Below are 22,482 nucleotides of genomic sequence, written 5' to 3'. Positions count from 1 at the left end.
CGGTTCAATCGTTTGCCGTCAACTTAAGCGGTTGATTCTCAAGCCTGGTTTCATCTCATGTCGCTGCTCACCATCCTCCACCATCCCGACCCGCGCCTGCGCGAGAAAGCCAAGCCCGTCACGACGTTCGACGACGCCCTGCAGACGCTGATCGACGATATGTTCGAGACGATGTACGACGCCCCCGGCGTCGGCCTCGCCGCGACGCAGGTCGGCATCGCGCTGCGTCTGGCGGTGATGGACTGCAGCGAAGACAAGAGCAAGCCGCAGCCGATCGTCATCATCAACCCGGAAGTGCTGGAGCCGAGCGATCGCCAGGAAATGGAAGAAGGTTGCCTGTCGGTGCCCGGCGTTGCCGACAAGGTGCAGCGCTACAACCGCCTGAAGCTGCGCGCCCTCGACCGCAAGGGTCAACCGTTCGAACTCGACGCCGAGGGTCTGCTGGCGCAGGCCGTGCAGCATGAAATCGACCACCTCGACGGCAAGCTCTACATCGACTATCTGTCGGCGCTGAAGCGCGAGCGCATCCAGAAGAAACTGCTCAAGGCCCGCCGCGCGTGAGGCTGGTCTTCGCCGGCACGCCGGAGTTCTCGGTCGCCGCCCTCGATGCCCTGCATGCTGCCGGTCATCAGATCGTCGGCGTCTACACCCAGCCCGATCGCCCCGCCGGCCGCGGCCGCAAGCTGACGCCGTCGCCGGTCGCGCAGCGCGCCGAGGCACTGGGCCTGCCGCTGTTCAAACCCGAACGCCTGCGCGGCGCCACCGAGCAGGACGAGCTGCGCGCGCTGGCGCCGGACGTCATGGTCGTCGTCGCCTATGGCCTGATCCTGCCGCAGGCGGTGCTCGACATTCCGCGGCACGGCTGCCTCAACATTCATGCGTCGCTGCTGCCGCGCTGGCGCGGCGCGGCGCCGATTCAGCGCGCGATCGAAGCCGGCGACACCGAGACCGGCATCACCATCATGCGCATGGACGCCGGCCTCGACACCGGCCCGATGCTGTTGCGCGAAGCGCTGCCGATCGACGACACGACCACCGCCGCGAGCCTGCACGATGCACTGGCGCCGATGGGCGCACGGCTGATCGTCGAAGCTCTGGTGCGACTCGCCGCCGGCACGCTGACGGCGACACCGCAGCCCGCCGACGGCGCGACCTACGCAAAGAAGCTCGACAAGGACGAAGCACGCATCGACTGGACGCTGCCGGCCCTGCAGATCGCGCGTCACGTCCGGGCGTTCAACCCGGTGCCGGTCGCCTGGACCGAGCTGGAGGGCGAGCGTGTGCGCATCTTCGACGCGGTCGCGCCTTCGCCGACGGCGGCAGGCCAGGCACCCGGCACGATCGTCGACAGTGGCGCCGATGGCATCGTCGTCGCCACCGGCGACGGCGTGCTGAGCTTGCGGCGCCTGCAATGGCCGGGCGGCAAACCACTACCGGCCGCACAAGTCGCACAAGGCCGCACTCTGGCCGGACGCCAATTCGCATGAGCCCCGAACCGCCGCTGCCGAACGAAGACGACGAGGAACTGCCGCCGCCGCCGGACCGCCCGGACTGCTGCGCCGGCGGCTGCGCACAGTGCGTGCTCGACGACTACACCGAGGAGATGCAGCGCTGGCGCGCCAAGGTCGACGAGATCGAACGTCGACGCGCCGAGCGCCGCCAGACGGGCGGCCAGACGCCCAGCTGACCTGCACGCAATTCAGCGGCCCGAACAGCGCCGTCTGTCGTCATCGGCCACCGTACGGTCGAGTATGTCGCTACCGTTCATCCCATCGTCACAGGCACCGCGCTTGCGCGCGCCCCTGAGGGACACGAACGGAGGAGTTCGATGCTCATGCAAGTCATTGCAACCGTCGGACCGCTGAAACTGGCGGTCGTCGGTCTGCTACTGCTGAATCTGGCCTGGGTCGGCTCGCGGCAATGGATGGCGCTGGGCGCCGTCATGCTCAGCATCATCGAAGTGCTCCTGCCGCATTTCTGGTACGGACTGGGCCGCATCTTCAGCCTCACTTCCGGCCCGGCACCGGCGGCCACGCATTCGCTGATGGCCGTCATCGTCATCAACGCCCTGCTGGCGACCGTGATCTGGTGCGCCGTCCGCAGCCTGCAGATCTGGGCGCGCGCCACCGTTTCACGCTACGAGCGGCAGTTCTTGGACATGATCGAGGCCGACGAGCGGCAGCGCTCACACCACGCCTGACCGGCGCGCGGCCGCGCGCAACATTTGCGGCCGGCACCGGCATCCCGGTTTGCGGTCGCGATTGCCATCGCGCCGGCAAGGCCTATGATGTGCGCCCTTCGTATGCCGGCCCTCGCGATGAAACCCGCGTCCCCGTCCCGCTACCACGCCAATGTCCGCGCCACTGCGGCCCGCGCGGTGAGCCGCGTGTTGCGCGGCGCCAGCCTCGACGACGCCCTGCCGCCGGCCGAGCGCTTCCGCGTGCCGGCCGACGCCGCAATGATGCGCTTGCTCGCCTACGGCGTGCTACGCGATTTCTCGCTGCTGCAGGCCATTGCCGCCGCGCTCAGCGACCGACCGATGGTGGTCGACGACGACCTGCATTCGCTGCTGCTGGTCGGCCTCTATCAGCTGCGCGAACTCGGCACACCGCCGCACGCCGCGATCAACGAAACCGTCGACGCCGCCGAGCTGCTGAAGCGGCCGAAATCGCAGGGCTTTCTCAATGCCGTGCTGCGTCGCTACGTGCGCGAGCAGGAAGCCCTGGAAGCCGGCCTCAGCGACGCGGCAACCGTGCGTTACTCGCACCCGGCCTGGCTGGTCGAGCGCGTGCGCGCCGACTGGCCGACGCAGTGGGAAGCGGTGCTGGCCGCCAACAACGTACAAGGGCCGCTGACGCTGCGCGTCAACCGCCGACGCCTGAGCCGTGATGCCTATCTGCAGCGCCTGACGGAAATGCAGATCGACGCGACGCCGGTGCCGCACGTCGCCGACGCGGTGACGCTGGCCGCACCGCGACCGGTCGAAAAGATTCCCGGCTTCAACGGCGGCCAGGTTTCCGTACAGGATGCTTCGGCCCAGTTGGCCGCCGAGCTGCTCGGCGCCACAGCCGGTCAGCGCGTGCTCGACGCCTGCGCGGCCCCGGGCGGCAAGACGGCGCACTTGCTGGAAGGCCACGACGTGACGCTGACCGCGGTCGACCGCGATGCGCAGCGCCTGATCCGCATCGACGAAAATCTGCGTCGCCTGAAGCTCTCGGCAACGATCATCGCCGGGGATGCCGGCGAACCCGCGCGCTGGTGGGACGGCCAGGCCTTCGACCGCATCCTGCTCGACGCGCCGTGCTCGGGCACGGGCGTGATCCGCCGTCACCCGGACATCAAGTGGCTGCGCCGCGACACCGACATCGACGCCTTGCAGGCGCAGCAGCGCCGCCTGCTCGACGGCTGCTGGACGATGCTGCGCCCCGGCGGCCGCCTGCTCTACGCCACCTGCTCGATCCTGCGCGCCGAAGGCGACGACGTCATCGAGCGCTTCGTCGCGGAGACCGCCGATGCAAGCCCCATCGCCATCGATGCCGAATGGGGCGAAGCGACCGCGCACGGCCGGCGCCTCGCACCCGGCAATCTGCACGACGGCTTCTATTACGCGCTGTTGGAAAAGGCCGGCTGAGCGGCGCAAAGGCGGCCCGCAACGGGCGCCACAAAGAAAAAGACCCCGCCGAAGCGAGGTCGAATCACAATCTGGAAGAGCGGCGCGGCCGCCGCCTCCCCCGAAGCGACGACCGCCCGCAAAAACTTCCACAACAACAAGGAACTGCGCCCCCGACGGCGTGACCAGAAAGTGTCCCGTCATCGGCGTGGGATGACTATAGGCGGGTGGACCTGCCCGGCGAATAGTAAAAAAGCACCATTGCCGAAGCATTGGCGAAGTTCCTACAAGGCCCTGAGCATTAACCCCTGCAGGCGGATTGCATGCCACGGCCCCGTGGCCGAACATCTTGCGGTGCAGCATTCAAGAGGCGTAAGGTGCGCGGCCCATGAAAATCGTCATTCTCGGTGCCGGCCAGGTGGGCTCGACGCTCGCCGAAAACCTCACCAGTGAACGCAATGACGTGACCGTCGTCGACACCGACGCGGCTGCGCTCGAAGACCTGCAGGAGCGCCTCGACCTGCGTACGGTCCGGGGGCACGCGTCCTACCCCAAGGTCTTGCGCGAAGCCGGCGCCGACGACGCCGACATGATCATCGCCGTCACCGACAGCGACGAGACCAATATGTTGGCGTGCAAGATCGCCGACACGCTGTTCAAGACGCCGACCAAGATCGCGCGCATTCGCGCCACTGACTATCTCAAGGAAGAGAAGCTGTTCGGCGCCGATTCGATTCCGGTCGATATGCACATCTCGCCGGAGCAGCTGGTCACCAATCAGATCAAGCGCCTGATCGAATATCCGGGCGCGCTGCAGGTGGTCGAGTTCGCCGACGACAAGGTACAGCTGGTCGGCGTGCGCGCGTACTACGGCGGGCCACTGGTGTCGCGCCAGCTCAAGGAATTGCCGGAACATCTGCCGGGCGTCGACGCCCGCGTCGCCGCGATCTACCGCCGCGGCCGGCCGATCATTCCCGAGGGCGACACAACGATCGAAGCCGAAGACGAAGTGTTCTTCGTCTCTGCCGCGCAGAATGCGCCGAAGATCATCGCCGAGCTGCGCCGCCTCGACCGGCCGGTGCGCCGGGTGATGCTGGCCGGCGGCGGTAACATCGGCTTTCGCCTGGCCCGCGCGCTCGAAGACAGCCGCGTGCAGGTCAAGATCATCGAACGCTCGCGGGATCGCGCACGTTTTCTCTCCGAGCATTTGCGCAACACCGTCGTGCTGTCCGGCGACGGCGCCAATGAAGCCTTGCTGCGCGAGGAAAACATCGAGGACATCGATGTGTTCTGCTCGGTCACCAACGACGACGAGGCCAACATCCTCTCGGCGATGCTCGCCAAGCGCCTCGGTGCGCGCAAGGCGCTGTGTCTGATCAACCGCCTCTCGTATGTCGAACTGGTTGAAGGCGGCAGCATCGATGTCGCCATCTCGCCGCAGCAATCCACCGTGTCGGCGCTGCTGTCGCGCGTGCGCCGCGGCGATGTGGTGCGCGTGCATTCGCTGCGTCGTGGCGCGGCCGAAGCCATCGAAGCCGTCGCCCATGGCGACCGCAACAACTCCAAGGTGGTCGGCCGCCGTCTCGACGAGATCAAGCTGCCGCAAGGCTGCACGATCGGCGCCATCGTTCGCGGCGACGAAGTCATCATCGCGCATCACGACACGGTCATCGAAGCCGAGGACCACGTGATCCTGTTCATCGTCGACAAGAAGCGCGTGCATGACGTGGAAAAGCTGTTCCAGGTCGGCTTCTCGCTGCTCTAGCGTTTCCATCGCATGCGTCTCGCGCTGACCAGTCATCACACCATGTCTCCGCAGCGCCGGCGCTTTGCGGCCGTGCAACGCGTCATCGGCCTGCTGCTGATGAGCTTCTCGACCACCATGCTGCCGCCGATCTTCGTCGACCTCTGGTACGGCGGCGACACGGCCTACGCGTTTCTCGAAGGCATGGGGCTGTCGCTGGCGGTCGGAGCGGTAACGTGGTGGCCGGTCCGCCACCATCGCAGCGATCTCAAGGTTCGCGACGGTTTTCTGGTCGTGGTGCTGTTCTGGGCGGTGCTGTCGGCCTTCGGTGCGGTGCCGCTGCTGGCGACGCATGTCGGCTGGCATACCTACACCGAAGCGCTGTTCGAATCGGTTTCCGGCCTGACGACCACCGGCGCGACCACCATCGCCTCCGGCCTCGACGAGATGCCGCGTGCCATCCTCTATTACCGCGCGCAGCTGCACTGGCTCGGCGGCATGGGCATCATCGTGCTCGCCGTCGCTGTGCTGCCGATGCTCGGCGTCGGTGGCATGCAGCTGTACAAGGCCGAAACGCCCGGTCCGATGAAGGACAACAAGCTGACGCCGCGCATCATGCACAGCGCCCGTGCGATGTGGGCGATCTACGTGCTGCTGACGCTGGCCTGCACCCTCGTCTACGCAGTGCTCGGCATGACGCCGTTCGACGCGATCTGCCACGCGATGTCGACGCTGTCGACCGGCGGCTTCTCCACGCACGATGCCAGCATCGGCTATTACCACAGCGTCGGCATCGAAGCCGCGGCGATGATCTTCATGCTGATCGGCGCGTCGAACTTCACGCTGCACTATCTGGCCTGGAACAACCGCTCACTGAGCCTGTACTGGCACAACACGGAATTTCGCGCGTACATCGCGATCTATCTGCTGATCGCCGGCGTGGTCTGCGCCACGCTTTACCTGCGCGGCAGCTACGCCGATCTCGGCACCTCGATCCGCGAGGGCCTGTTCGCGGTGGTCGCCTATGGCACCAGTACCGGCTTCGCCATCGACAATCCCAGCGGCTGGCCCTTGTACACGCCACTGCTGCTGGTGCTGATCACCTTCGTCGGCAGTTGCGCCGGCGGTACCGGCGGCGGCGTCAAGGTCATCCGTCTGGTGCTGTTCCTCAAGCAGGCCGGCCGTGAAATCCGCCATTTGATTCACCCCAACGCCGAGGTGCCGATCAAGGTCGAGAACAAGCTGGTGTCCGACACCGTGGTCTATGCGATCGGCGGCTTCTTCTCGATCTACATCGGCGCCACCATCCTGCTGACCTGCATCATGATCGGCACCGGCCTGGACCCGCTGACGGCGCTGTCCGCGGTTGCCGGCGCGATCAACAACACCGGCCCGGGCCTCAACGACGTCGCCGCCAACGTCGCGTCGATCTCGACCTTCGGCAAGTGGGTACTGATCTTCGGCATGCTGATCGGCCGACTCGAAGTGTTCACCCTGCTGGTGATCTTCACGCCGGCATTCTGGCGCCGCTAAAGCGCGATCAGATCACGTCGGTTCGCCGCTCCAGCACGGCGACGATCGCCGACTCCAGCAAGCGCAGCGAACCCGCCGTGCGCTGCACGATGGCAATACACAGCTCACTGCGCCGCGGTTCCGGCGCCGCGATCACCAGATCGCCCAGGCGGCGCTCGACGAGCGCGCGCTCCGACGACGGATACCAGGCGGCAATCTCGTCCCGCACCGCCAGAGGCATGGGACGCAGGGCCAGGGTGGGCAGAACGGACATACCGGCACTCGAACGCGGAAAATCTGTAAGCCACCGTAAGGGTTTCCCCGTCACACGGGCCGCGCGGACTGTAATGAGATGTAAGTCCGCCGTAGCCGGCCGCGCCGCGCTCTGGTCTAATCGGTCGGCGTTGCCCACTGTTCACACGCTCGTCACATGTCGGTCTTTACAAAAGTCAGCCACACGCAGCTCCGCCGCTTCCTGAAGCAGTACCCGGTCGGGGCGCTCATCGGGTTCCAGGGCATCGGCGAGGGCGTCGAGAACACCAACTACTTCGTCGATACCGAAGACGGCCGTTGGGTGCTGACGCTGTTCGAGCGTCTGAACTACGCCGATCTGCCGTTCTTTCTCGGCTTGATGGATCACCTCGCGTCGCGCGGCTTCGTCAGCGCGATGCCGGCGCGCACGCACGACGGCCGCAATCTGGTGACGCTGCAGGCCAAGCCCGCAGCGCTGGTGCGCCGCCTGGTCGGCCAGAGCGTGCTGTTCCCGAATCTGGAGCAGTGCAGTCAGGTCGGCCGCGCGCTGGGGGAGCTGCACGTCGCCGCGCAGTCGTATGCCGGCCATTGCGACAACTCGCGTGGCGCCCTGTGGCGCGAACAGACCGGCCGGCTGCTGGCGCGCAAGACGCGCGAGGCGAGCATCCGCCGCCTGATCGAGGACGAACTGGCGCAGCAGATGTCGATCGAGCTCGATGCGCTGCCGCAGGGCGTGATTCACGCCGACCTGTTCCGCGACAATGTCTTGTTCGTCGACGACCGGCTGACCGGCGTCATCGACTTCTACTACGCCTGCAACGACGCGCTGATCTACGACTTGGCCGTCACCGTCAACGACTGGTGCTTCGAGCCGGATGGCACGCTCAATCCGGCGCGCTGGGATGCGCTGGTCGGCGCCTATCGCTCGCGCCGCGAGTTCACCGAGGCTGAGCGCGCCGCCTGGCCGCTGGTGCTGCGCGCCGCGGCGCTGCGTTTCTGGCTGTCACGTCTGTACGACTGGATGTTCCCGCGCGAAGGCGACGTGGTGCACGTCAAGGACCCGGACCAGTACAAGCGCATCCTCGTCCATCACCGCGAGCAGATGCCCCCGGCACTCTGAACGCCCGGCGGTACCTACCGGACCGCGCGTTATTGCGACTGCGCGTCGATCGCGTCGTCGAGCTTCTGCTTGGCCTGATCGTTGGCGTCGAGCGCGGCGTCGACCTTGTCGGCGATCGCGTCGCCGGCATAGCCCACCGCCTCGGTGTTGCGGATCCCTTGCGTCTCCGCACGCCCCTTGTGGTCGTCGACGTGTTCCGGACTTTCCTTCGGATGACACGCCACCAATGCCACCGTCACTGCTGCGGCGCAGACCACCAATCGAAGCATGGCATGCCCTCCCTCAAGCCATTCGAGGCGATCGAGTCTAGCAGCGTTGACGCAACCTGCCACATGCTTCCAAGGTGAGTGACGGGCACGGCTGAGCCTGCGGCGTGCCTCGATACACCGCGCCGTGCGCGGCACTCGGCATGAACGGTCCGGGAGAGCCGACAGCACCCGGCGTTCGCCATGGCATACGCGGCGCGAGCCGCGAAGCCGCAGCTTCACCCCCACCGATCGCGGCTCACCCGGCCTGCGGGCCGAGACGACAAGCCCCCGGCCCGTTCATGTCGAGTAGGCCCCCAGGGCCGTATCGAGACACGCGCGCACGTAACGGCAGCATGCCCTCAGCGCCGGAAGGCCATCGCCTATCGGGCCACCGTCAGCGACCCGGCCAGTCACCGATCCCGGTCTGCGGCGCGCCTCGATACGCCGCGCCGTGCGCGGCACTCGGCATGAACGGTCCGGGGGGAGCCGACAGCAACCGGCGTTCGCCACGGCATGCGCGGCGCATGCCGCGAAGCCGCGGCTGGGGCGCTACCGATCGCGGCTCGTCCGGCCCGCAGCCTTGGTGGACACGCACCGGCGCAGCAAGGCCCGTTCATGTCGAGTAGGCCCGCAGGGCCGTATCGAGACACGCGCGCTCGCAACGACAGCATGCCCTTCGACAGACGCCCGCAGCCGCACCCGGCATATCGTTCTGGCGCCGGTCGGCAGCCTGACGCACAATGCCTCCGCTTGACAGTCGCCTGAACAAGAAACGAGCAATCGGCGACGGTTTCCCAGGGAGCGTTAGCAGTGAACCAGACAGGCGTCGCAGCCCCCGCTGCGATCAATTCCCCCGGCCGTGTGTTGTTCGCCAGCCTGATCGGCACCACGATCGAATTCTTCGACTTCTACATCTACGCCACCGCCGCGGTGTTGGTGTTCCCCAAGCTGTTCTTCCCCAGCGGCGATCCGGCCTCGGCGATCCTGTCGTCGCTGGCGACCTTCGCCATCGCCTTCTTCGCGCGGCCGATCGGCTCGGCACTGTTCGGCCACTTCGGCGACCGCATCGGCCGTAAGGCGACGCTGGTCGCGGCACTGCTGACCATGGGCATCTCGACCGTCGCCATCGGCATGCTGCCGACCTACGCGCAGATCGGCACGATGGCGCCCCTGCTGCTGGCGCTGTGCCGCTTCGGCCAGGGCCTGGGCCTGGGCGGCGAATGGGGTGGCGCGGTACTGCTGGCCACCGAGAACGCACCGCCGGGCAAGCGCGCCTGGTACGGCATGTTCCCGCAGCTCGGCGCGCCGCTGGGCTTCATCTGCTCCGGCGGCATCTTCCTGGCCCTGTCGGAAACGCTGACGGACGCGCAGTTCTTCGCATTCGGCTGGCGCATTCCGTTCCTGGTCAGCGCGGTACTGGTGCTGATGGGCCTGTACGTGCGTCTGAAGATTTCCGAAACGCCGGTGTTCCGCCGCGCGCTGGAACATCACGAGCGCGTCAGCGTGCCGATGTTCAACGTCTTCAAGCTGCACACCAAAGCGCTGGTGCTCGGCACGCTGATCGCGGTCGCCACCTTCGTGCTGTTCTACCTGATGACGGTGTTCGCGCTGTCGTGGGGCACCACGGCGCTCGGCTATCCGCGCCAGCAGTTCCTGATGATCCAGTTGTTCGGCATCCTGTTCTTCGCCGCCACCATTCCGTGGTCGGCCAAGCTCGCCGACCGCCACGGCCGACGCCGCACGCTGATGTGGGTCAGCGGCGCCATCGCCGTGTTCGGCTTCGTCATGGCGCCGATGTTCCAGGCCGGGCTGCCCGGCGTGATGGTGACGCTGGCGATCGGCCTGGCGCTGATGGGCCTGACCTACGGGCCGCTCGGCACCATTCTCTCCGAACTGTTCCCGACCGCCGTGCGCTACACCGGCGCATCGCTGACCTTCAATCTGGCCGGCATCGTCGGTGCCTCGCTGGCGCCGTACATCGCGACCTATCTGGCCAAGACCTACGGCCTGCAGGCGGTCGGCTACTACCTGGCGATCGCCGCACTGGTGACGCTGGCGGCGCTGTGGCTGTCGCGCGAGACGCGCGACGACGATCTGGCAACGACGCGAGGCGACTGAAGCGTCACCGTCGACCGGCACCGCCTGTTTTCTCTGCGCGTCCTGACAGAGAATCGGGCCACAACAAGAACGAGGAGAAGCGGATGTTCGGACTGACGCGCTACCAGTGGCTGGTGCTGTTCGCCGCCTGGCTTGGCTGGGGCTTCGATCTGTTCGACAGCATCCTGTTCAACTTCGTCGCGCCGAACTGCGTGCCGACGCTGCTGCATCTGCAGATCGGCTCGCCGGAAGCCAAGCAGGCGACGCTGTACTGGACCGGCATCCTGACCTCGCTGCTGCTGGTCGGCTGGGCCGTCGGCGGCGTGCTGTTCGGTTACATCGGCGACCGCATCGGCCGCACGCGGACCATGCTGCTGACGATGCTGATGTACGCGCTCGGCACCGCCGCCTGCGCGTTCGCGCCGAACATCGGCGTGCTCGTCGCCTGCCGCATCGTCGCCTCGCTGGGCATCGGCGGTGAATGGGCAGCCGGCGCCTCGATGGTCGCCGAAGTGATGCCGGAGAAGCGCCGCGTCGAAGCCGGCGCGCTGCTCTACACCTCCGCCGTGTTCGGCACCACGCTGGCCACCTTCCTCAACCTGCAGATCGCCGGCAACTGGTTCGCCGACCAGCCGGAAGTCTCGTGGCGTTACGTCTTCCTTTGTGGCCTGATCCCGGCCGTCATCGCCTTCGGCGTGCGCCTGTTCGTCAAGGAACCGGAACGCTGGGTGCATGCCGCGCGCAACAGCACCCCGCCTCGCCTGTCCGAACTGTTCTCCAAGGAGTATCGGCGCCTGACGCTGAGCGGCTTTCTGATGGCGCTGATCGCACTGATCGCCTGGTGGACCTGCAACGCCTTCCTGCCAGTGTTCGCCACCGGCCTGGCGCAGACCGAAGCGGCGCTGCACGGACTCGACAAGGGCGCCACGCTGCGCCTGGTCGAAGACTGGAAGTTCAACGCCACCATGACCTTCAACATCGGCGGCCTGATCGGCACGCTGCTGACCATCCCCGCCGCCAAGCTGCTCGGCCGCAAGCCGATGTTCGCCATCTACTTCGCCGTGGCCATGGCCTCGATTTTCTTCACCTTCGGCGCACCGCTGGCACCGCAGATGCGCCTGTACTGCTACTTCCTGATCGGCCTGTCGGTGTTCGGCGTGTTCGGCGCCTTCACCTACTACCTGCCGGAATTGTTCCCGACCCGCCTGCGCGCCACCGGTGCCGGCTTCTGCTACAACATCGGCCGTGTCATCGCCGCGCTCGGCCCGTTCATGGTCGGCCTGTTCGCCTCGAAAGTCGCCAGCGGTGCCGTCGGCGTGCTGTTCTGGATCGGCCTCGTGCCGCTCGCCGGCCTGCTGCTGATGCCGCTGGTCGTCGAAACCCGTGGGCGGGCATTGGCGGATTGAGCGCGCTCAACCGACCCGGTCCAGTGGACTCACAACCGCGCGTGGGCCGCGATTGAGGACATGGGTGTAGATCATCGTCGTACTGACATCCGAGTGCCCCAACAACTCCTGCACCGTGCGGATGTCATAGCCTGATTCCAGCAGATGCGTAGCAAAGGAGTGCCGCAGCGTGTGTGGCGTCGCAGGTTTGGCAAGCCCGGAACGTGTCGCCGCACCACGTACCGTACGTTGTACGAGTTGCTCATTCAGATGATGACGGCGAACCGTTCCGCTACGCGGATCGCTTGAAAAAGCCGAGGCCGCAAACACGTACTGCCAGCCCCAGTCGCGCACGGCGTTCGGATACTTGCGCGCCAGCGCGTCGGGCAACCACACCTCAGCGCGCCCCGCTGCGCGATCGCGCTCGAACACCGTAGATCGCACGGCAAGTTGCGCGCGCATCGGCTCGACCAGCGAGGCCGGCAACATCGTCACCCGGTCCTTTGCCCCTTTACCGTCACGCACCGCAATCTGACGTTGCACAAGATCCACATCTTTCACTCGCAACCGCACGCCTTCCATGACCCGCATGCCCGTACCGTAAAGCAGGCGTACCACGAGGCTGGGAACGTCGTCCGGCAACGCGTCCAATAAGGCTTTGACTTCATCGCGGCTCAACACCGTCGGCAGACGCTGTGGCTTCTTGGCTCGCGTTACATCACTCAGCCAAGGCAAGTCCGCTTCTAGTACGTTTTTGTAAAGGAACACCAGCGCCGAAAGCGCCAGATTCTGCGTGTTTGCCGCCACATTCAAATCTGTCGCGAGATGCGAGAGAAACGCCTCAACCTCCGCCGCCCCCATCTCACGAGGGTGCCGCTTGCCGTGAAAAACGATGAAGCGTTTAATCCAGTGAAGATACGTCTGCTCCGTGCGCAAGCTGTAGTGCCTCGCACGGATTGACTGCCGCACCTGCTCGAGAAGCTTCGGAGGCCTTTTTAATGAAGGACTTAGCGCTGCCGCTGATGCATTTTACTTTCGCGTTTCCATATAAAATAACAACTTATGGAAATATTCGATGGATTATACGTCCATGTTCCAGATTGTGCGTCAATTTGATGGCTAATTGGCGTTATGCGTCTAGGGTAAGGCCATGAAGATTTGGCAGGTTCAGCTTTGGGGCGCTGGTTTCGTGCGCGAGGGAGTAGATGCTTCGTTTGAATTGAGTGGCATCGTCTCGGCGGCCACCGTAGACGAAGCAGTTACGGCTGCTGTGGCGCTGGCATCCAATGAGCATCCAGAGATAGACCAAGCTCAGCCCGGTGGTAGCGGTCCTCGCGCAGTTATCAACGCAGAAGAAATTCAAGAGTTTGCTTCTGCTCCTGCGTCGTCCATCAATGTCGTCGAGGTTTTCTGGAGCACCAATGGTGAGGCCGCATAACCAGAGGTTCCACCCGACGGGACGATTCCTACGGTTTAGTGGACACCCTGAACTAACCCTTCAGGAGTCCTCAAATGCCGATGCCAGGTCCAAGAACAACGTATCGATTTAGTCCGGAATTCAAAGCCACTGCTGTCAGATTGAGTCAGTTACCGGGAGTGGCGATCAAGGATGTTGCCGAATCGCTTTACATCCACCCGTTCATGTTGTCTCGTTGGCGAAAGCAAGCGCGAGAGGGCCTGATTGTGACCAAGGGCGTGTCGGTGGACCGGGATGTAGCGGAGGAGCTCAAGGAGCTGCGCAAGGTGAAGAAGGCCTATGAGCAACTCAAGCTTGAGCACGACCTTTTAAAAAAAGCGATCGCATTCACTTCCGAACGAAGAGCGAAATCTTCGCCTACATCCAAAGCCGTCAAGGGGAACACCCGGTGAGGCAGATGTGTCGAGTTTTCGGGGTCAGCGCGAGCGGATTCTATGCCTGGCTCAATCGCCCGGTGAGTGACCGTGCTCTGGTCGACATCCGGCTGCTTGATCATGTCCGTAACGCGCACGAGGGAAGTAAAGAGACCTATGGCAGCCCTCGTGTCCACGCACAGCTGAAGAAGGACGGGCACGCTGTGGGGCGGCGGCGGATCGAACGGATCATGCGGGAAAACGGCATTCAGGCGTGCTCGACGAAGCTGTACAAGCGTATTCCCGGCATCGGCCGCTTCTTCATCAGCGGCAACAACAAAATCCAGCATCTCGAAATCAACAGACTCGATCAGGTCTGGGTCGGCGACGTGACCTACCTCAAGGTTGCGGGCAAGTGGCGCTACCTGGCCACGGTCATGGATCGCTACTCACGCCGTCTGATCGGCTGGGCCATCGGCCTGGAGAAGACTGCAGCATTGACCGCAAGAGCTCTGGCATCCGCACTGCGGCGGCGTGCTCCGTCGGGGCGCATCATTTTCCACACCGACCGTGGCGTGGAATATCTGGCAGCTGAGTTCCGCAAGAAGCTCTCAACCGCCAACATCGAGCAGAGCGTGAACCGCCCGCGCCGCATGACGGATAACGCACATATCGAATCCTGGAACAAGTCGATGAAGTCCGACATGTATCACCGCAGGACGTTTAGCACCGACAAGGAACTGCGAAGCGCGATTCGTGAATATCTCGATTTCTACAACACCCGACGGCTACACTCGTCGCTCGGCTACCGTACCCCGGTGGAGTTTGAAGCACTATGCAGCTAACCAACGGGTGTCCACTTTTGCGTAGGAAGTCCCCGTATTTGCCTCCGCTTCGCTGCGGCAAATCCGCGGCTGAAGCGCGGCGTTATGTTTCAGGGAGGTGAGCAGTGGAGTCGAGTCTTTTTAAGGAAGAAGAGGTAAAAGCTGAAGCACAGCAACAAAGTGAGTATTTGAACGTCGGCTTTGGCTTTGTTGTTTTTACTCTAGCTCTGGCATGCATGGGAACGCCCAACCCAAGCAAGTCTGCTTGGTTCTGTGCCCCCATCGTTGCCGCGCTCGCCTTTAATGCGACGCAAAGGATCCCCGTGACCATACGCACGCTGCGGGAACTAGAGAAGGAAACAAAAGATGTCCATGTTGCTGAGGTGCGGAAGTACCTTGAGCGCAAGTATCTTGGTGCATGGTCGATACTTCGAAACAATTTTCTCTACTGGGCGGGGCTCGGGTTTTATCTAGCTATCCTTCTTAGTCCGGAGTTCGTCTCGTGGCTCAGAAAATGAAACATAACCAACGCTTCAAGCCGACGTCCCACTCGCTGCGCTCGCGGGCCGCAGCTTAAGCGGGGCTATATGGACCTCTCTAGTTTTTACCAGCGAATTGCATCAGTTCATTGTTCTGCTCCGGTTGCGACGGCACGGCTTGTGTTGATGAACTGATCGATCGACTGCGAATCTATATTCGGCTTCTACGTGTGGGGATTAAGCCACGAGCCCTGATGACATTCGCGCATCCGACCCTCATTCGTTAGTCGGCCTCGATGGGCCGCGAGCTTAATCAGGTTCGTCGGATGGCGGTCAGACCGTCAGCATCAACAAAGACGCAGTCGTCTCAGGCGGCGTTGTAGCTCTGATGATGAGCCAGCATCGACCACACGATGCGTGCGTGCTTGTTGGCCATGGCCACTGCGGCCTTGTTCCAGCCCTTGCGGGATTTGATGGCTTCAGCCCATCGGCTCTTGCGATCGACGCGCTGCGGTGTGCGCGTCATTTCGCTGCGAGCACCGTGAATCAGCAAGGTTCTCAGGTAACGATCACCTCGCTTGGTGATGCGGCCGAGCCGGGCAACACCGCCGGTACTGGATTGTCGCGGCACCAAGCCGAGCCAGGCTGCGAATTGCCGACCGTTCTTGAAATCGCGAGCGTCGCCGACGGTGGCCACCAGTGCCGACGCGGTTACCACGCCGATACCGGGCACTTCTGCCAAACGAGCAGCTGCTTCATCGTCACGCACGAAAGCTTTGATGCGGCGATCAAGCTCCAGTATCCGTTCGTGGACGCGGCCCAGTTCGGCATAGAGCACGTCCAGACTTTCCCACGCCAGGCCCGGAATCTGTTCGGCAAACCGCTGCCGGATCTCCGGCCACTGCCGCTTGAAGCAATAATAGGGGACAGACCACGTTTATGTTAGGCTCAACTGGCATCTGATCCACGAGCACCCATGCCTCGCCGCCCCCGCATACAACTCCCGGGTGTCCCGCAGCACATCATCCAGCGCGGGAACAATCGGCAGGCGTGCTTCTATACCGAAGAGGACTATCGGTTGTATCTGGAGTGGCTGGCCGAGTACGCCAAGAAGGCGGGCTGTCAGATTCACAGCTACGTCTTGATGACCAATCACGTCCACCTGCTGGTTTCCAGCGTCCGGGGTGATGGAACGGGCGTGCTGATGAAAGCCTTGGGACAGCGCTATGTCCAGTACGTCAACCGCCAGTACCGGCGCAGCGGAACCTTGTGGGAAGGGCGCTTCCGATCCTGCCTGGTACAGGACGACGCTTATCTGCTGAGCTGCCAGCGTTACATTGAAACCAATCCTGTGCGCGCCGGGATGGTCGAACATCCAGGCGACTACCCGTGGTCGAGCTACGCCTGCAATGGACAGGGGCAAACGAACCCAGCGGTTTCGCCGCATCTGCTGTACCAGCAACTCGGGGCGACGCCCGCCGAACGGCGTAAACGCTACCGAGCCTTATTCAAGACAGACATGAACGCCGACCTGGTCGACGAGATTCGCTCGGCGACCAATGGCAACTACGTATTGGGATCCGAGCGTTTTGCCGAGCAGATCGCGCAGGTGTTGGGGCGGCGTGTGGTACGGGGGAAGGCCGGCCGGCCGCGACAAGCAGCGGAGCTGCGGCCGTGAAAACGTGGTCTGTCCCCTATTTTCCTGTCCCCTATTTTCCTTCAAAACGTGGTCTGTCCCCTATTTTTCTTCCTAGTCGCCGTCCAGCATTTACAACAGAAGACCGTTGGGGATACTTTCCGGACGAACTCCGCTTTCTAGATGTCAGTCCGACTCCCTCAACCGTAGGCCAAGCTTGCGCTCCCGCCAAATGATGAAGAGTCCCGCGCCACTGGGCCTGGGGCCCAACCAACGGTGCCACTCGCGTCCCTGCCACCGCTTCGCGCCGTCAGGGACGCGAGTGAACCTTGGCGTTATACCTGAGCTAGCAATCGTTTGACGTATTGACGCTGTGTATATACAGTTGACGGATGGAGTTCTCTTGGTCAGAGCGAAAGCGAGCCACAAATCTGAAGCAACACGGCTTGGATTTCGTGGATGCCGTGCTTGTCTTCGCAGGCATCACGTATACCTTCGAGGATGATCGGTTCTCCTACGGCGAGCAGCGCTTTGTAACACTTGGGTTGCTCGCGAGAATTCCAGTATCCATCGTTCATACGGAGAACGAGCATGAAATCCGCATCATCTCATTCCGAAAAGCCACGAAACGTGAAGCAGAAATCTACTTCAGTGAAGTCAAAAACTGACTGGTCTCGCCTGAAGGCGAAAGAAGCGACGGAGCTCGCTTCATCAGAGCATCCTGAAAGTGAAGTTCGGCACATTGTTCGCGGTGTCGTTCGTAAGGGGTTGCAGCCTATCCCGCCCAAGGCATCCATTTCGCTGCGTGTGGATCAAGATGTTCTGGAGTGGTTCAAAGATCAAGGTCCGGGCTATCAGACCAGAATTAATGCCGTTCTCCGCGCGTTCCGTGATGCTTCGGTATAGCAGGCACTTCCAGCCGACGTGCCAGCCGCTGCGCGGCTGTCACGCGGCTGAAGTGCGGCAGCATGAAAGCTCAGGTCACATTTGAAACGGACTTTTTCCAGCCCGTAGCGGGTGAAGAAGAGAAAACCAATCCGGGGCGCTTCGGTCAGGCCCTTGCGGAGTGGCTTCAAACGCAGTTGCGTAAACGAGGCGTGGAGGTAGAGGGCATCATCCCAGAAGACTTCGGTTGGGTAGTCATGGTGTCCCGGAGGCCGTTCATGCTCTGGCTGGGCTGCGGCAACACCGATGGATCAACAACTGAGTGGAGCATCTTCCCCGTGGCAGAACCGTCGCTTCTCCAGCGTCTTTTCAAGCCTCAGACCATTAGGCCGGCCGTTGATGCGCTGTGGGAGCACGTAAAAGCCATCGTTCCAAGCATTCCGTTAGTCAGGGGCATCACATGGGAGTAGTGCCAGTGCTGCCCAACCATCGTCTCCACGCGACGTCCCGGCCTCCGCGGCTTCGCCGCTCCGGCCAGGCCGCACGTGAACGCAGGCGTTAGGGCTCAAAGAATGGCTTTCATTTACCGACCACTATTCATGTTGTACTGGCTGTCGTTCGCCGTCCTCGCAGTGCACGCAGCTGAGTGGCCAGGCTACGTCGGAAATCCAATGCAAGCCCCGTATCCCCTGGCGCGCCTGTTATGCACTTGGTTGTTTCTCGGGATCGCCACAGCATCGCTGTATTTAATTCTCAAGCCACCTCTATTCCGCACTTCTTTCTGGCGCCTTCCAATCGCACTATTGTTCGCTACGCTTCTCGCGGCCGGAGGCCTTTACTGCGGTGCGTATACAGATCTCCCGGGGCTCTACTATGTGCCTGGCCAATTTGGCCTCATTACTCTTGCTGCTGTTCTGGTCTTCGCATTGGGGCGTCTAGCTCGCGTAGGGCGGAATTTACTCCGCCGGTCGCGCTAGCAAGCACAGTAATCGGTGTTTGTCCCGTCAGTCACACCCGTCCAGGATGGCGGGATAAATCCGGCCCTGCTGCACTTCGTGAGTCCGAGCCTCGCCACGCGCGCTACGCTATGGGCAGCTAGCCCTTTCAGGTTGTAAGTCATGCAGCAGCGGAGCGCGATGAAACGCATCTGGACGATCATCGGGGTTGCGGATGTTGCGCGCAGTCAGCGCTGGTATCAGTCGCTGCTCGGGCTCGTGCTGACGGCTCCGGCACATGATGATTTCGGGCAGGTTCTCGATGTGGATGGCACGGTGCTGCTGTGCCTGCACCGTTGGGGCGACCATGACCATCCGCCGTTGGCCAGCGCGGAATCGGCGACGCCGGGCAACGGTCTGCTGCTGTTCTTTCGCGTGGACGACTTCGATGCGGCGCTGGCGCGCGCCCGCATGCTTGCCGGTCGCCTGACCGAGGAGCCGCATCTGAATCGCGCGACCGGCACGCAGGAGTTCGCGCTGCGCGATCCCGACGGTTACTACGTCATGATCAGTGCGCTTTAGGAGGCCGCATTGTCGACGCTGATCGAAGTGCTTCGAGCGTTGGAGACGGAGCTGCATCATCCGGGCACGCGTTGCAGCCGCGGGCGGCTCGAACAGCTCCTGCACCCGGATTTTCACGAGGTAGGACGTTCCGGTCAGGCTTACGATCGTGAGACGGTGATTCGCTTTCTGGCGCAGGAGCAGGCGCCGGCCAATGTGGTGTCCGACGATTTTGCCGTTGCCGCCATCGCGCCCGGCGTGGCGCTGCTGACGTACCGCTCGGCGCGACGGGACGCGCAACACGGGTTGACGCTTCACGCTCTGCGTTCATCGCTATGGATCATGGTCGATGGGCATTGGCAACTGCGCTATCACCAGGGCACCCCGGCAGCGCAGTCGTGGTAGTCCGATAGTCGGGGCTGCGGCTCGGGCGGCTCAACCGACCCGCGTCGGAATCACCAGCTTGTCGCGGACATAGGCGATGAAGGCGCCGACGCGCGGCGCGACATGCCGGCCGCTCCAGTAGACGGCATTGAGCGGCACGGCGAGTTCGGCGTGGCGCGGCAGAATCTGCCGCAGGCGGCCGGCCTGCAAGTCGTCGTAGACGTCCCAGATGGACTTGAGCGCGATGCCCATGCCGGCCAGCGCCATCGCGTGCGTGGCCTCGCCGTCGTTCGCGCAGTAGCGGCCACGCACGCGCACGCTGCGCTGCTTCTGACCGCTGCCGAAACGCCATTCGGCGGCCGGCGACGGTCCGAGGACGATGCAGTCGTGCGCGGCCAGTTCGGCAAGCCGCGTCGGCGCTCCGCGTCGGGCGATGTAATCCGGTGAGGCGCAGAGCACGCGATGGTTGGGCGCCAGCGGCACGGCGACATAGCTGGAGTCCGGCGGCATGCCGTAGCGGATCGCCAGATCGAAGTTGTCGGCGACCAGGTCGAGTACGTCGTCGCTGAGCTGTAGCTGCAGTTGCAAATGCGGGTGCAGCGCCGTGAATCCCGCCAGCAAGGGGACAACGTAGCGCCGGCCGAAGCTGTTGGGCGCGGTCAGCCGCAAGGTGCCGGCGATATGCCCCTGCTGGCGCGCCAGCGCCGCCTCGGCCTGCTCCAGATCGGCGAGCACGCGTAAGGTGTGCTCGCGCAGCAACCGGCCTTCTTCGGTAATCGACAGGCGTCGCGTGCTTCGCTGCAGCAGACGCAGGCCGAGGCCGCTTTCGAGCCGTGCCAGGCGTTTGCTGACGACCGCCAGCGACAGGCCCATGTCCTCGGCCGCCGCGGTCAGGCTGCCCAGCGAGGCCACGCGTTCGAAGACGCGCAGCGCGTCGAGATCGTGCAGGGCATTGACTCTATCCATATTGGAAAGAGTGTATTCCCATTCTTGCTGTTACTCGAAGAACGGGCACGTCTCAGAATAGTTCGCCTCAAACCCACGGGCGGCCGCTCGCATGGTGGGCTCAGACGAGCAATGGCCGCCGCACAGCGGAGTTTCCTCATGAAGATCGACCTGACAGGGCACACCGCGCTGGTCACGGCGTCGACCGGCGGCATCGGATACGCGATCGCGCAGGGGCTGGCGTCGAGCGGCGCCACCGTCATCCTCAACGGCCGCAGCGAGGCGTCCGTCGAACGCGCCAAGGCCAGACTCTCGGCAGCCGTGCCAGGTGCAAAGCTGACCGGCGTGGCGGCGGACCTGGGCACGGCGGCCGGCGTCGATGCGCTGCTCACCGCCTTGCCGCCGGTCGACGTGCTGGTCAACAACGCCGGCATCTACGGCCCGCTCGATTTCTACGACACCGACGACGCCACCTGGGAACAGTACTGGCAGATCAATGTGATGTCGGGCGTGCGCCTGTCGCGTGCGCTGCTGCCGAGCATGGTCAACCGTGGCTGGGGCCGCGTGGTGTTCATCTCGTCGGAGTCGGCACGCAATATCCCGGCGGACATGATTCATTACGGGGTCTCGAAGACCGCACAGTTGGCGCTGTCGCGCGGCCTCGCCAAGCGCGTTGCCGGCAGCGGCGTGACCGTCAACACGGTGCTGCCCGGCCCGACGATCTCGGACGGCTTCGCCGACATGATGAAGGACGAGGTGGCGCGCACCGGCAAGTCGCTGGAGACACTGGCGCGCGAGTTCGTGATGGCGGCACGCCCCAGTTCCATCATTCAACGCGCGGCAACCGTCGACGAAGTCGCGAACATGGTGGTCTACGTCTGCTCGCCGCTGGCGTCCGCCACGTCCGGCGCGGCACTGCGCGTCGACGGCGGCGTCGTCGATGACATCGTTTGAGGAATCCAATATGAGCACTCGCAAGAAAGCCCTGGTGGCTGGCGGCCTCGGCGTCATCGGGCGTCAGTTGGTCGAAGACCTGAACCGCCGCGACGACTGGGATGTCATCGGCCTGTCGCGGCGCGCGGCGCCGGACGACGCCGTCGGCCGCTATTTGTCGGTGGACCTGCTCGACCCCGCCGACGTGCGCGCCAAGCTCGGCGGCCTCGACGATGTCACGCACATCTTTCACGCCGCCTACCAGGAACATGCGATACCGCAGGCGCTGATCGACACCAACCTCGGCATGCTGCGCCATCTGGTCGACACCGTCGCGGCGACGTCGCCGGCGCTGCAGCGCGTGGTGCTGTACGAAGGCGCCAAGTACTACGGCGCGCACCTCGGCGCGTTCAAGACGCCGGCGCACGAAGACGATCCGCGCCACATGCCGCCGAACTTCTATTACGACATGCAGGACTGGCTGCTGGCGCGCGCCGACAGCCAGCCGTGGAGCGCGGTGGTGCTGCGGCCGGACGTGGTCTGCGGCTACGCGATCGGCAATCCGATGAATCTGGCGATGGTGATCGCCGTTTACGCGTCGATCAGCAAGGCGCTGGGCCTGCCGTTGCGCTTTCCCGGCACGACGACGTGTTACGGCAAGCTGGCGCAGGTCACCGATGCGGCGCAGTTGGCGCGCGGCTCGGTGTGGGCGGCGACGCAGGCGCCGGCCGGCGAGTCTTACAACCTCACCAACGGCGATGTGTTTCGCTGGCAGCAGGTCTGGGAGGCGGTGGCGCGCTGGTTCGACATGCCGCTGGCCGACCCGCAGACCGTACAGCTCACCGAACAGATGGCCGACAAGGCGCCGCTGTGGCAACGGCTGGTCGCCGAGCACGGCTTGCAGGACGTGCCGTACGACAAGATCGCCTCCTGGGGTTTCGGCGACTTCATCTTCCGCTGCGACTGGGACGTGGTGTCCAGCACCACCAAGATTCGCCAGGCCGGTTTCCACGACTGCGTGGACAGCACGCGGATGTTCGTCGATCTGTTCGAGCAGTTCCGCGCACGCCGTCTGATTCCCTGATCTCCCCCGCGGCCGCGC

General features: G+C 63.9%; 26 protein-coding genes and 1 pseudogene. 22 read left to right on the top strand and 5 right to left on the bottom strand.

Annotated elements, in window-relative coordinates:
* The first annotated feature begins 57 nt into the window (after positions 1-57).
* The 7 genes from def (at position 58) to G7Y82_RS06390 (ending at position 6,887) form a co-directional block, all read left to right on the top strand.
* On the top strand, positions 58-561 hold the full coding sequence (gene def / locus G7Y82_RS06420; RefSeq protein WP_168147213.1) for a peptide deformylase: 504 nt from the start codon (positions 58-60) through the stop codon (positions 559-561).
* Positions 558-1,487, top strand: a complete 930-nt coding sequence (gene fmt / locus G7Y82_RS06415) for a methionyl-tRNA formyltransferase (protein WP_168147212.1) — start codon at positions 558-560, stop codon at positions 1,485-1,487. Before def ends, fmt begins: the two co-directional genes overlap by 4 nt.
* Positions 1,484-1,687, top strand: coding sequence for an oxidoreductase-like domain-containing protein (locus G7Y82_RS06410; RefSeq protein WP_168147211.1), 204 nt, complete (start codon positions 1,484-1,486; stop codon positions 1,685-1,687). Before fmt ends, G7Y82_RS06410 begins: the two co-directional genes overlap by 4 nt.
* Positions 1,688-1,834: 147 nt before the next feature.
* The gene (locus G7Y82_RS06405; RefSeq protein WP_168147210.1) at positions 1,835-2,200 is read left to right on the top strand and encodes a hypothetical protein; all 366 of its coding nucleotides are present in this window, start codon (positions 1,835-1,837) and stop codon (positions 2,198-2,200) included.
* 117 nt (positions 2,201-2,317) lie between these two features.
* On the top strand, positions 2,318-3,631 hold the full coding sequence (gene rsmB / locus G7Y82_RS06400) for a 16S rRNA (cytosine(967)-C(5))-methyltransferase RsmB (protein WP_240954123.1): 1,314 nt from the start codon (positions 2,318-2,320) through the stop codon (positions 3,629-3,631).
* A 367-nt stretch (positions 3,632-3,998) separates the two neighbouring features.
* A complete protein-coding gene (trkA, locus tag G7Y82_RS06395) occupies positions 3,999-5,375 on the top strand; it encodes a Trk system potassium transporter TrkA (protein ID WP_168147208.1) in 1,377 nt (458 codons plus the stop codon).
* Positions 5,376-5,387: 12 nt separating this feature from the next.
* Positions 5,388-6,887, top strand: a complete 1,500-nt coding sequence (locus G7Y82_RS06390; RefSeq protein ID WP_168147207.1) for a TrkH family potassium uptake protein — start codon at positions 5,388-5,390, stop codon at positions 6,885-6,887.
* A 7-nt stretch (positions 6,888-6,894) separates the two neighbouring features.
* Here the strand turns inward: G7Y82_RS06390 and G7Y82_RS06385 are convergent, their stop codons facing one another.
* Positions 6,895-7,140 (bottom strand): hypothetical protein, encoded by a 246-nt coding sequence (locus G7Y82_RS06385; protein ID WP_168147206.1) that lies wholly within the window; start codon positions 7,138-7,140, stop codon positions 6,895-6,897.
* A gap of 156 nt (positions 7,141-7,296) precedes the next feature.
* On the opposite strand from G7Y82_RS06385, the gene G7Y82_RS06380 reads away from it, so the two are divergent.
* Complete coding sequence (locus tag G7Y82_RS06380) at positions 7,297-8,238, top strand: homoserine kinase (RefSeq protein WP_168147205.1); 942 nt, start codon at positions 7,297-7,299, stop codon at positions 8,236-8,238.
* A gap of 29 nt (positions 8,239-8,267) precedes the next feature.
* Here the strand turns inward: G7Y82_RS06380 and G7Y82_RS06375 are convergent, their stop codons facing one another.
* Positions 8,268-8,507 (bottom strand): hypothetical protein, encoded by a 240-nt coding sequence (locus G7Y82_RS06375; protein ID WP_168147204.1) that lies wholly within the window; start codon positions 8,505-8,507, stop codon positions 8,268-8,270.
* A 789-nt stretch (positions 8,508-9,296) separates the two neighbouring features.
* On the opposite strand from G7Y82_RS06375, the gene G7Y82_RS06370 reads away from it, so the two are divergent.
* Both G7Y82_RS06370 and G7Y82_RS06365 read left to right on the top strand, forming a co-directional pair.
* Positions 9,297-10,604, top strand: a complete 1,308-nt coding sequence (locus G7Y82_RS06370) for an MFS transporter (protein ID WP_168147203.1) — start codon at positions 9,297-9,299, stop codon at positions 10,602-10,604.
* 83 nt (positions 10,605-10,687) lie between these two features.
* A complete protein-coding gene (locus tag G7Y82_RS06365) occupies positions 10,688-11,989 on the top strand; it encodes an MFS transporter (protein ID WP_168147202.1) in 1,302 nt (433 codons plus the stop codon).
* Positions 11,990-11,995: 6 nt separating this feature from the next.
* On the opposite strand, the gene G7Y82_RS06360 is transcribed toward G7Y82_RS06365, so the two are convergent.
* Positions 11,996-12,937 carry an integron integrase gene (locus G7Y82_RS06360; RefSeq protein ID WP_168147201.1) on the bottom strand — a complete coding sequence of 314 codons (942 nt, stop codon included), beginning with the start codon at positions 12,935-12,937 and terminating at the stop codon, positions 11,996-11,998.
* Positions 12,938-13,118: 181 nt separating this feature from the next.
* Here G7Y82_RS06360 and G7Y82_RS06355 point away from each other — a divergent pair, with 181 nt between their 5' ends.
* From G7Y82_RS06355 to G7Y82_RS06340, 4 genes are all read left to right on the top strand, one after another.
* A complete protein-coding gene (locus tag G7Y82_RS06355; RefSeq protein ID WP_168147200.1) occupies positions 13,119-13,406 on the top strand; it encodes a hypothetical protein in 288 nt (95 codons plus the stop codon).
* A gap of 74 nt (positions 13,407-13,480) precedes the next feature.
* Positions 13,481-13,837 carry a transposase gene (locus G7Y82_RS06350; RefSeq protein ID WP_168147199.1) on the top strand — a complete coding sequence of 119 codons (357 nt, stop codon included), beginning with the start codon at positions 13,481-13,483 and terminating at the stop codon, positions 13,835-13,837.
* On the top strand, positions 13,771-14,643 hold the full coding sequence (locus tag G7Y82_RS06345) for an IS3 family transposase (protein ID WP_168147566.1): 873 nt from the start codon (positions 13,771-13,773) through the stop codon (positions 14,641-14,643). Before G7Y82_RS06350 ends, G7Y82_RS06345 begins: the two co-directional genes overlap by 67 nt.
* Before the next feature lie 104 nt (positions 14,644-14,747).
* Positions 14,748-15,140 carry a hypothetical protein gene (locus tag G7Y82_RS06340; protein WP_168147198.1) on the top strand — a complete coding sequence of 131 codons (393 nt, stop codon included), beginning with the start codon at positions 14,748-14,750 and terminating at the stop codon, positions 15,138-15,140.
* A gap of 328 nt (positions 15,141-15,468) precedes the next feature.
* Here G7Y82_RS06340 and G7Y82_RS06335 read toward each other — a convergent pair.
* Positions 15,469-16,002, bottom strand: a pseudogene (locus tag G7Y82_RS06335) (IS110 family RNA-guided transposase); the annotation flags it as partial.
* Positions 16,003-16,077: 75 nt separating this feature from the next.
* Between G7Y82_RS06335 and G7Y82_RS06330 the strand changes: the two are divergent.
* The 6 genes from G7Y82_RS06330 to G7Y82_RS06305 all read left to right on the top strand — a co-directional run bounded on the left by G7Y82_RS06330 (position 16,078) and on the right by G7Y82_RS06305 (position 19,523).
* Positions 16,078-16,779 carry a transposase gene (locus G7Y82_RS06330; protein ID WP_168147197.1) on the top strand — a complete coding sequence of 234 codons (702 nt, stop codon included), beginning with the start codon at positions 16,078-16,080 and terminating at the stop codon, positions 16,777-16,779.
* A gap of 350 nt (positions 16,780-17,129) precedes the next feature.
* A complete protein-coding gene (locus G7Y82_RS21880) occupies positions 17,130-17,405 on the top strand; it encodes a BrnT family toxin (RefSeq protein ID WP_168147196.1) in 276 nt (91 codons plus the stop codon).
* Complete coding sequence (locus G7Y82_RS06320; RefSeq protein WP_168147195.1) at positions 17,329-17,643, top strand: BrnA antitoxin family protein; 315 nt, start codon at positions 17,329-17,331, stop codon at positions 17,641-17,643. The genes G7Y82_RS21880 and G7Y82_RS06320 overlap by 77 nt, the downstream gene beginning before the upstream one ends.
* 62 nt (positions 17,644-17,705) lie before the next feature.
* Complete coding sequence (locus G7Y82_RS06315) at positions 17,706-18,092, top strand: hypothetical protein (RefSeq protein ID WP_168147194.1); 387 nt, start codon at positions 17,706-17,708, stop codon at positions 18,090-18,092.
* 666 nt (positions 18,093-18,758) lie between these two features.
* Complete coding sequence (locus G7Y82_RS06310) at positions 18,759-19,139, top strand: VOC family protein (protein ID WP_168147193.1); 381 nt, start codon at positions 18,759-18,761, stop codon at positions 19,137-19,139.
* Positions 19,140-19,148: 9 nt separating this feature from the next.
* Complete coding sequence (locus G7Y82_RS06305) at positions 19,149-19,523, top strand: nuclear transport factor 2 family protein (protein WP_168147192.1); 375 nt, start codon at positions 19,149-19,151, stop codon at positions 19,521-19,523.
* A 30-nt stretch (positions 19,524-19,553) separates the two neighbouring features.
* On the opposite strand, the gene G7Y82_RS06300 is transcribed toward G7Y82_RS06305, so the two are convergent.
* Positions 19,554-20,468, bottom strand: coding sequence for a LysR family transcriptional regulator (locus tag G7Y82_RS06300; RefSeq protein WP_168147191.1), 915 nt, complete (start codon positions 20,466-20,468; stop codon positions 19,554-19,556).
* Between the two features lie 138 nt (positions 20,469-20,606).
* Here G7Y82_RS06300 and G7Y82_RS06295 point away from each other — a divergent pair, with 138 nt between their 5' ends.
* Positions 20,607-21,401 carry an SDR family NAD(P)-dependent oxidoreductase gene (locus G7Y82_RS06295; RefSeq protein ID WP_168147190.1) on the top strand — a complete coding sequence of 265 codons (795 nt, stop codon included), beginning with the start codon at positions 20,607-20,609 and terminating at the stop codon, positions 21,399-21,401.
* A gap of 10 nt (positions 21,402-21,411) precedes the next feature.
* On the top strand, positions 21,412-22,464 hold the full coding sequence (locus tag G7Y82_RS06290; RefSeq protein WP_168147189.1) for an SDR family oxidoreductase: 1,053 nt from the start codon (positions 21,412-21,414) through the stop codon (positions 22,462-22,464).
* Positions 22,465-22,482: the final 18 nt, after the last annotated feature.

Origin of the sequence: Solimonas marina, assembly GCF_012241385.1 — a bacterium.
GTDB classification, from domain to species: domain Bacteria; phylum Pseudomonadota; class Gammaproteobacteria; order Nevskiales; family Nevskiaceae; genus Solimonas; species Solimonas marina.
The sequence above is the reverse complement of the archived record's forward strand: the minus strand, read 5'-3'. Positions and strand labels throughout refer to the sequence as shown.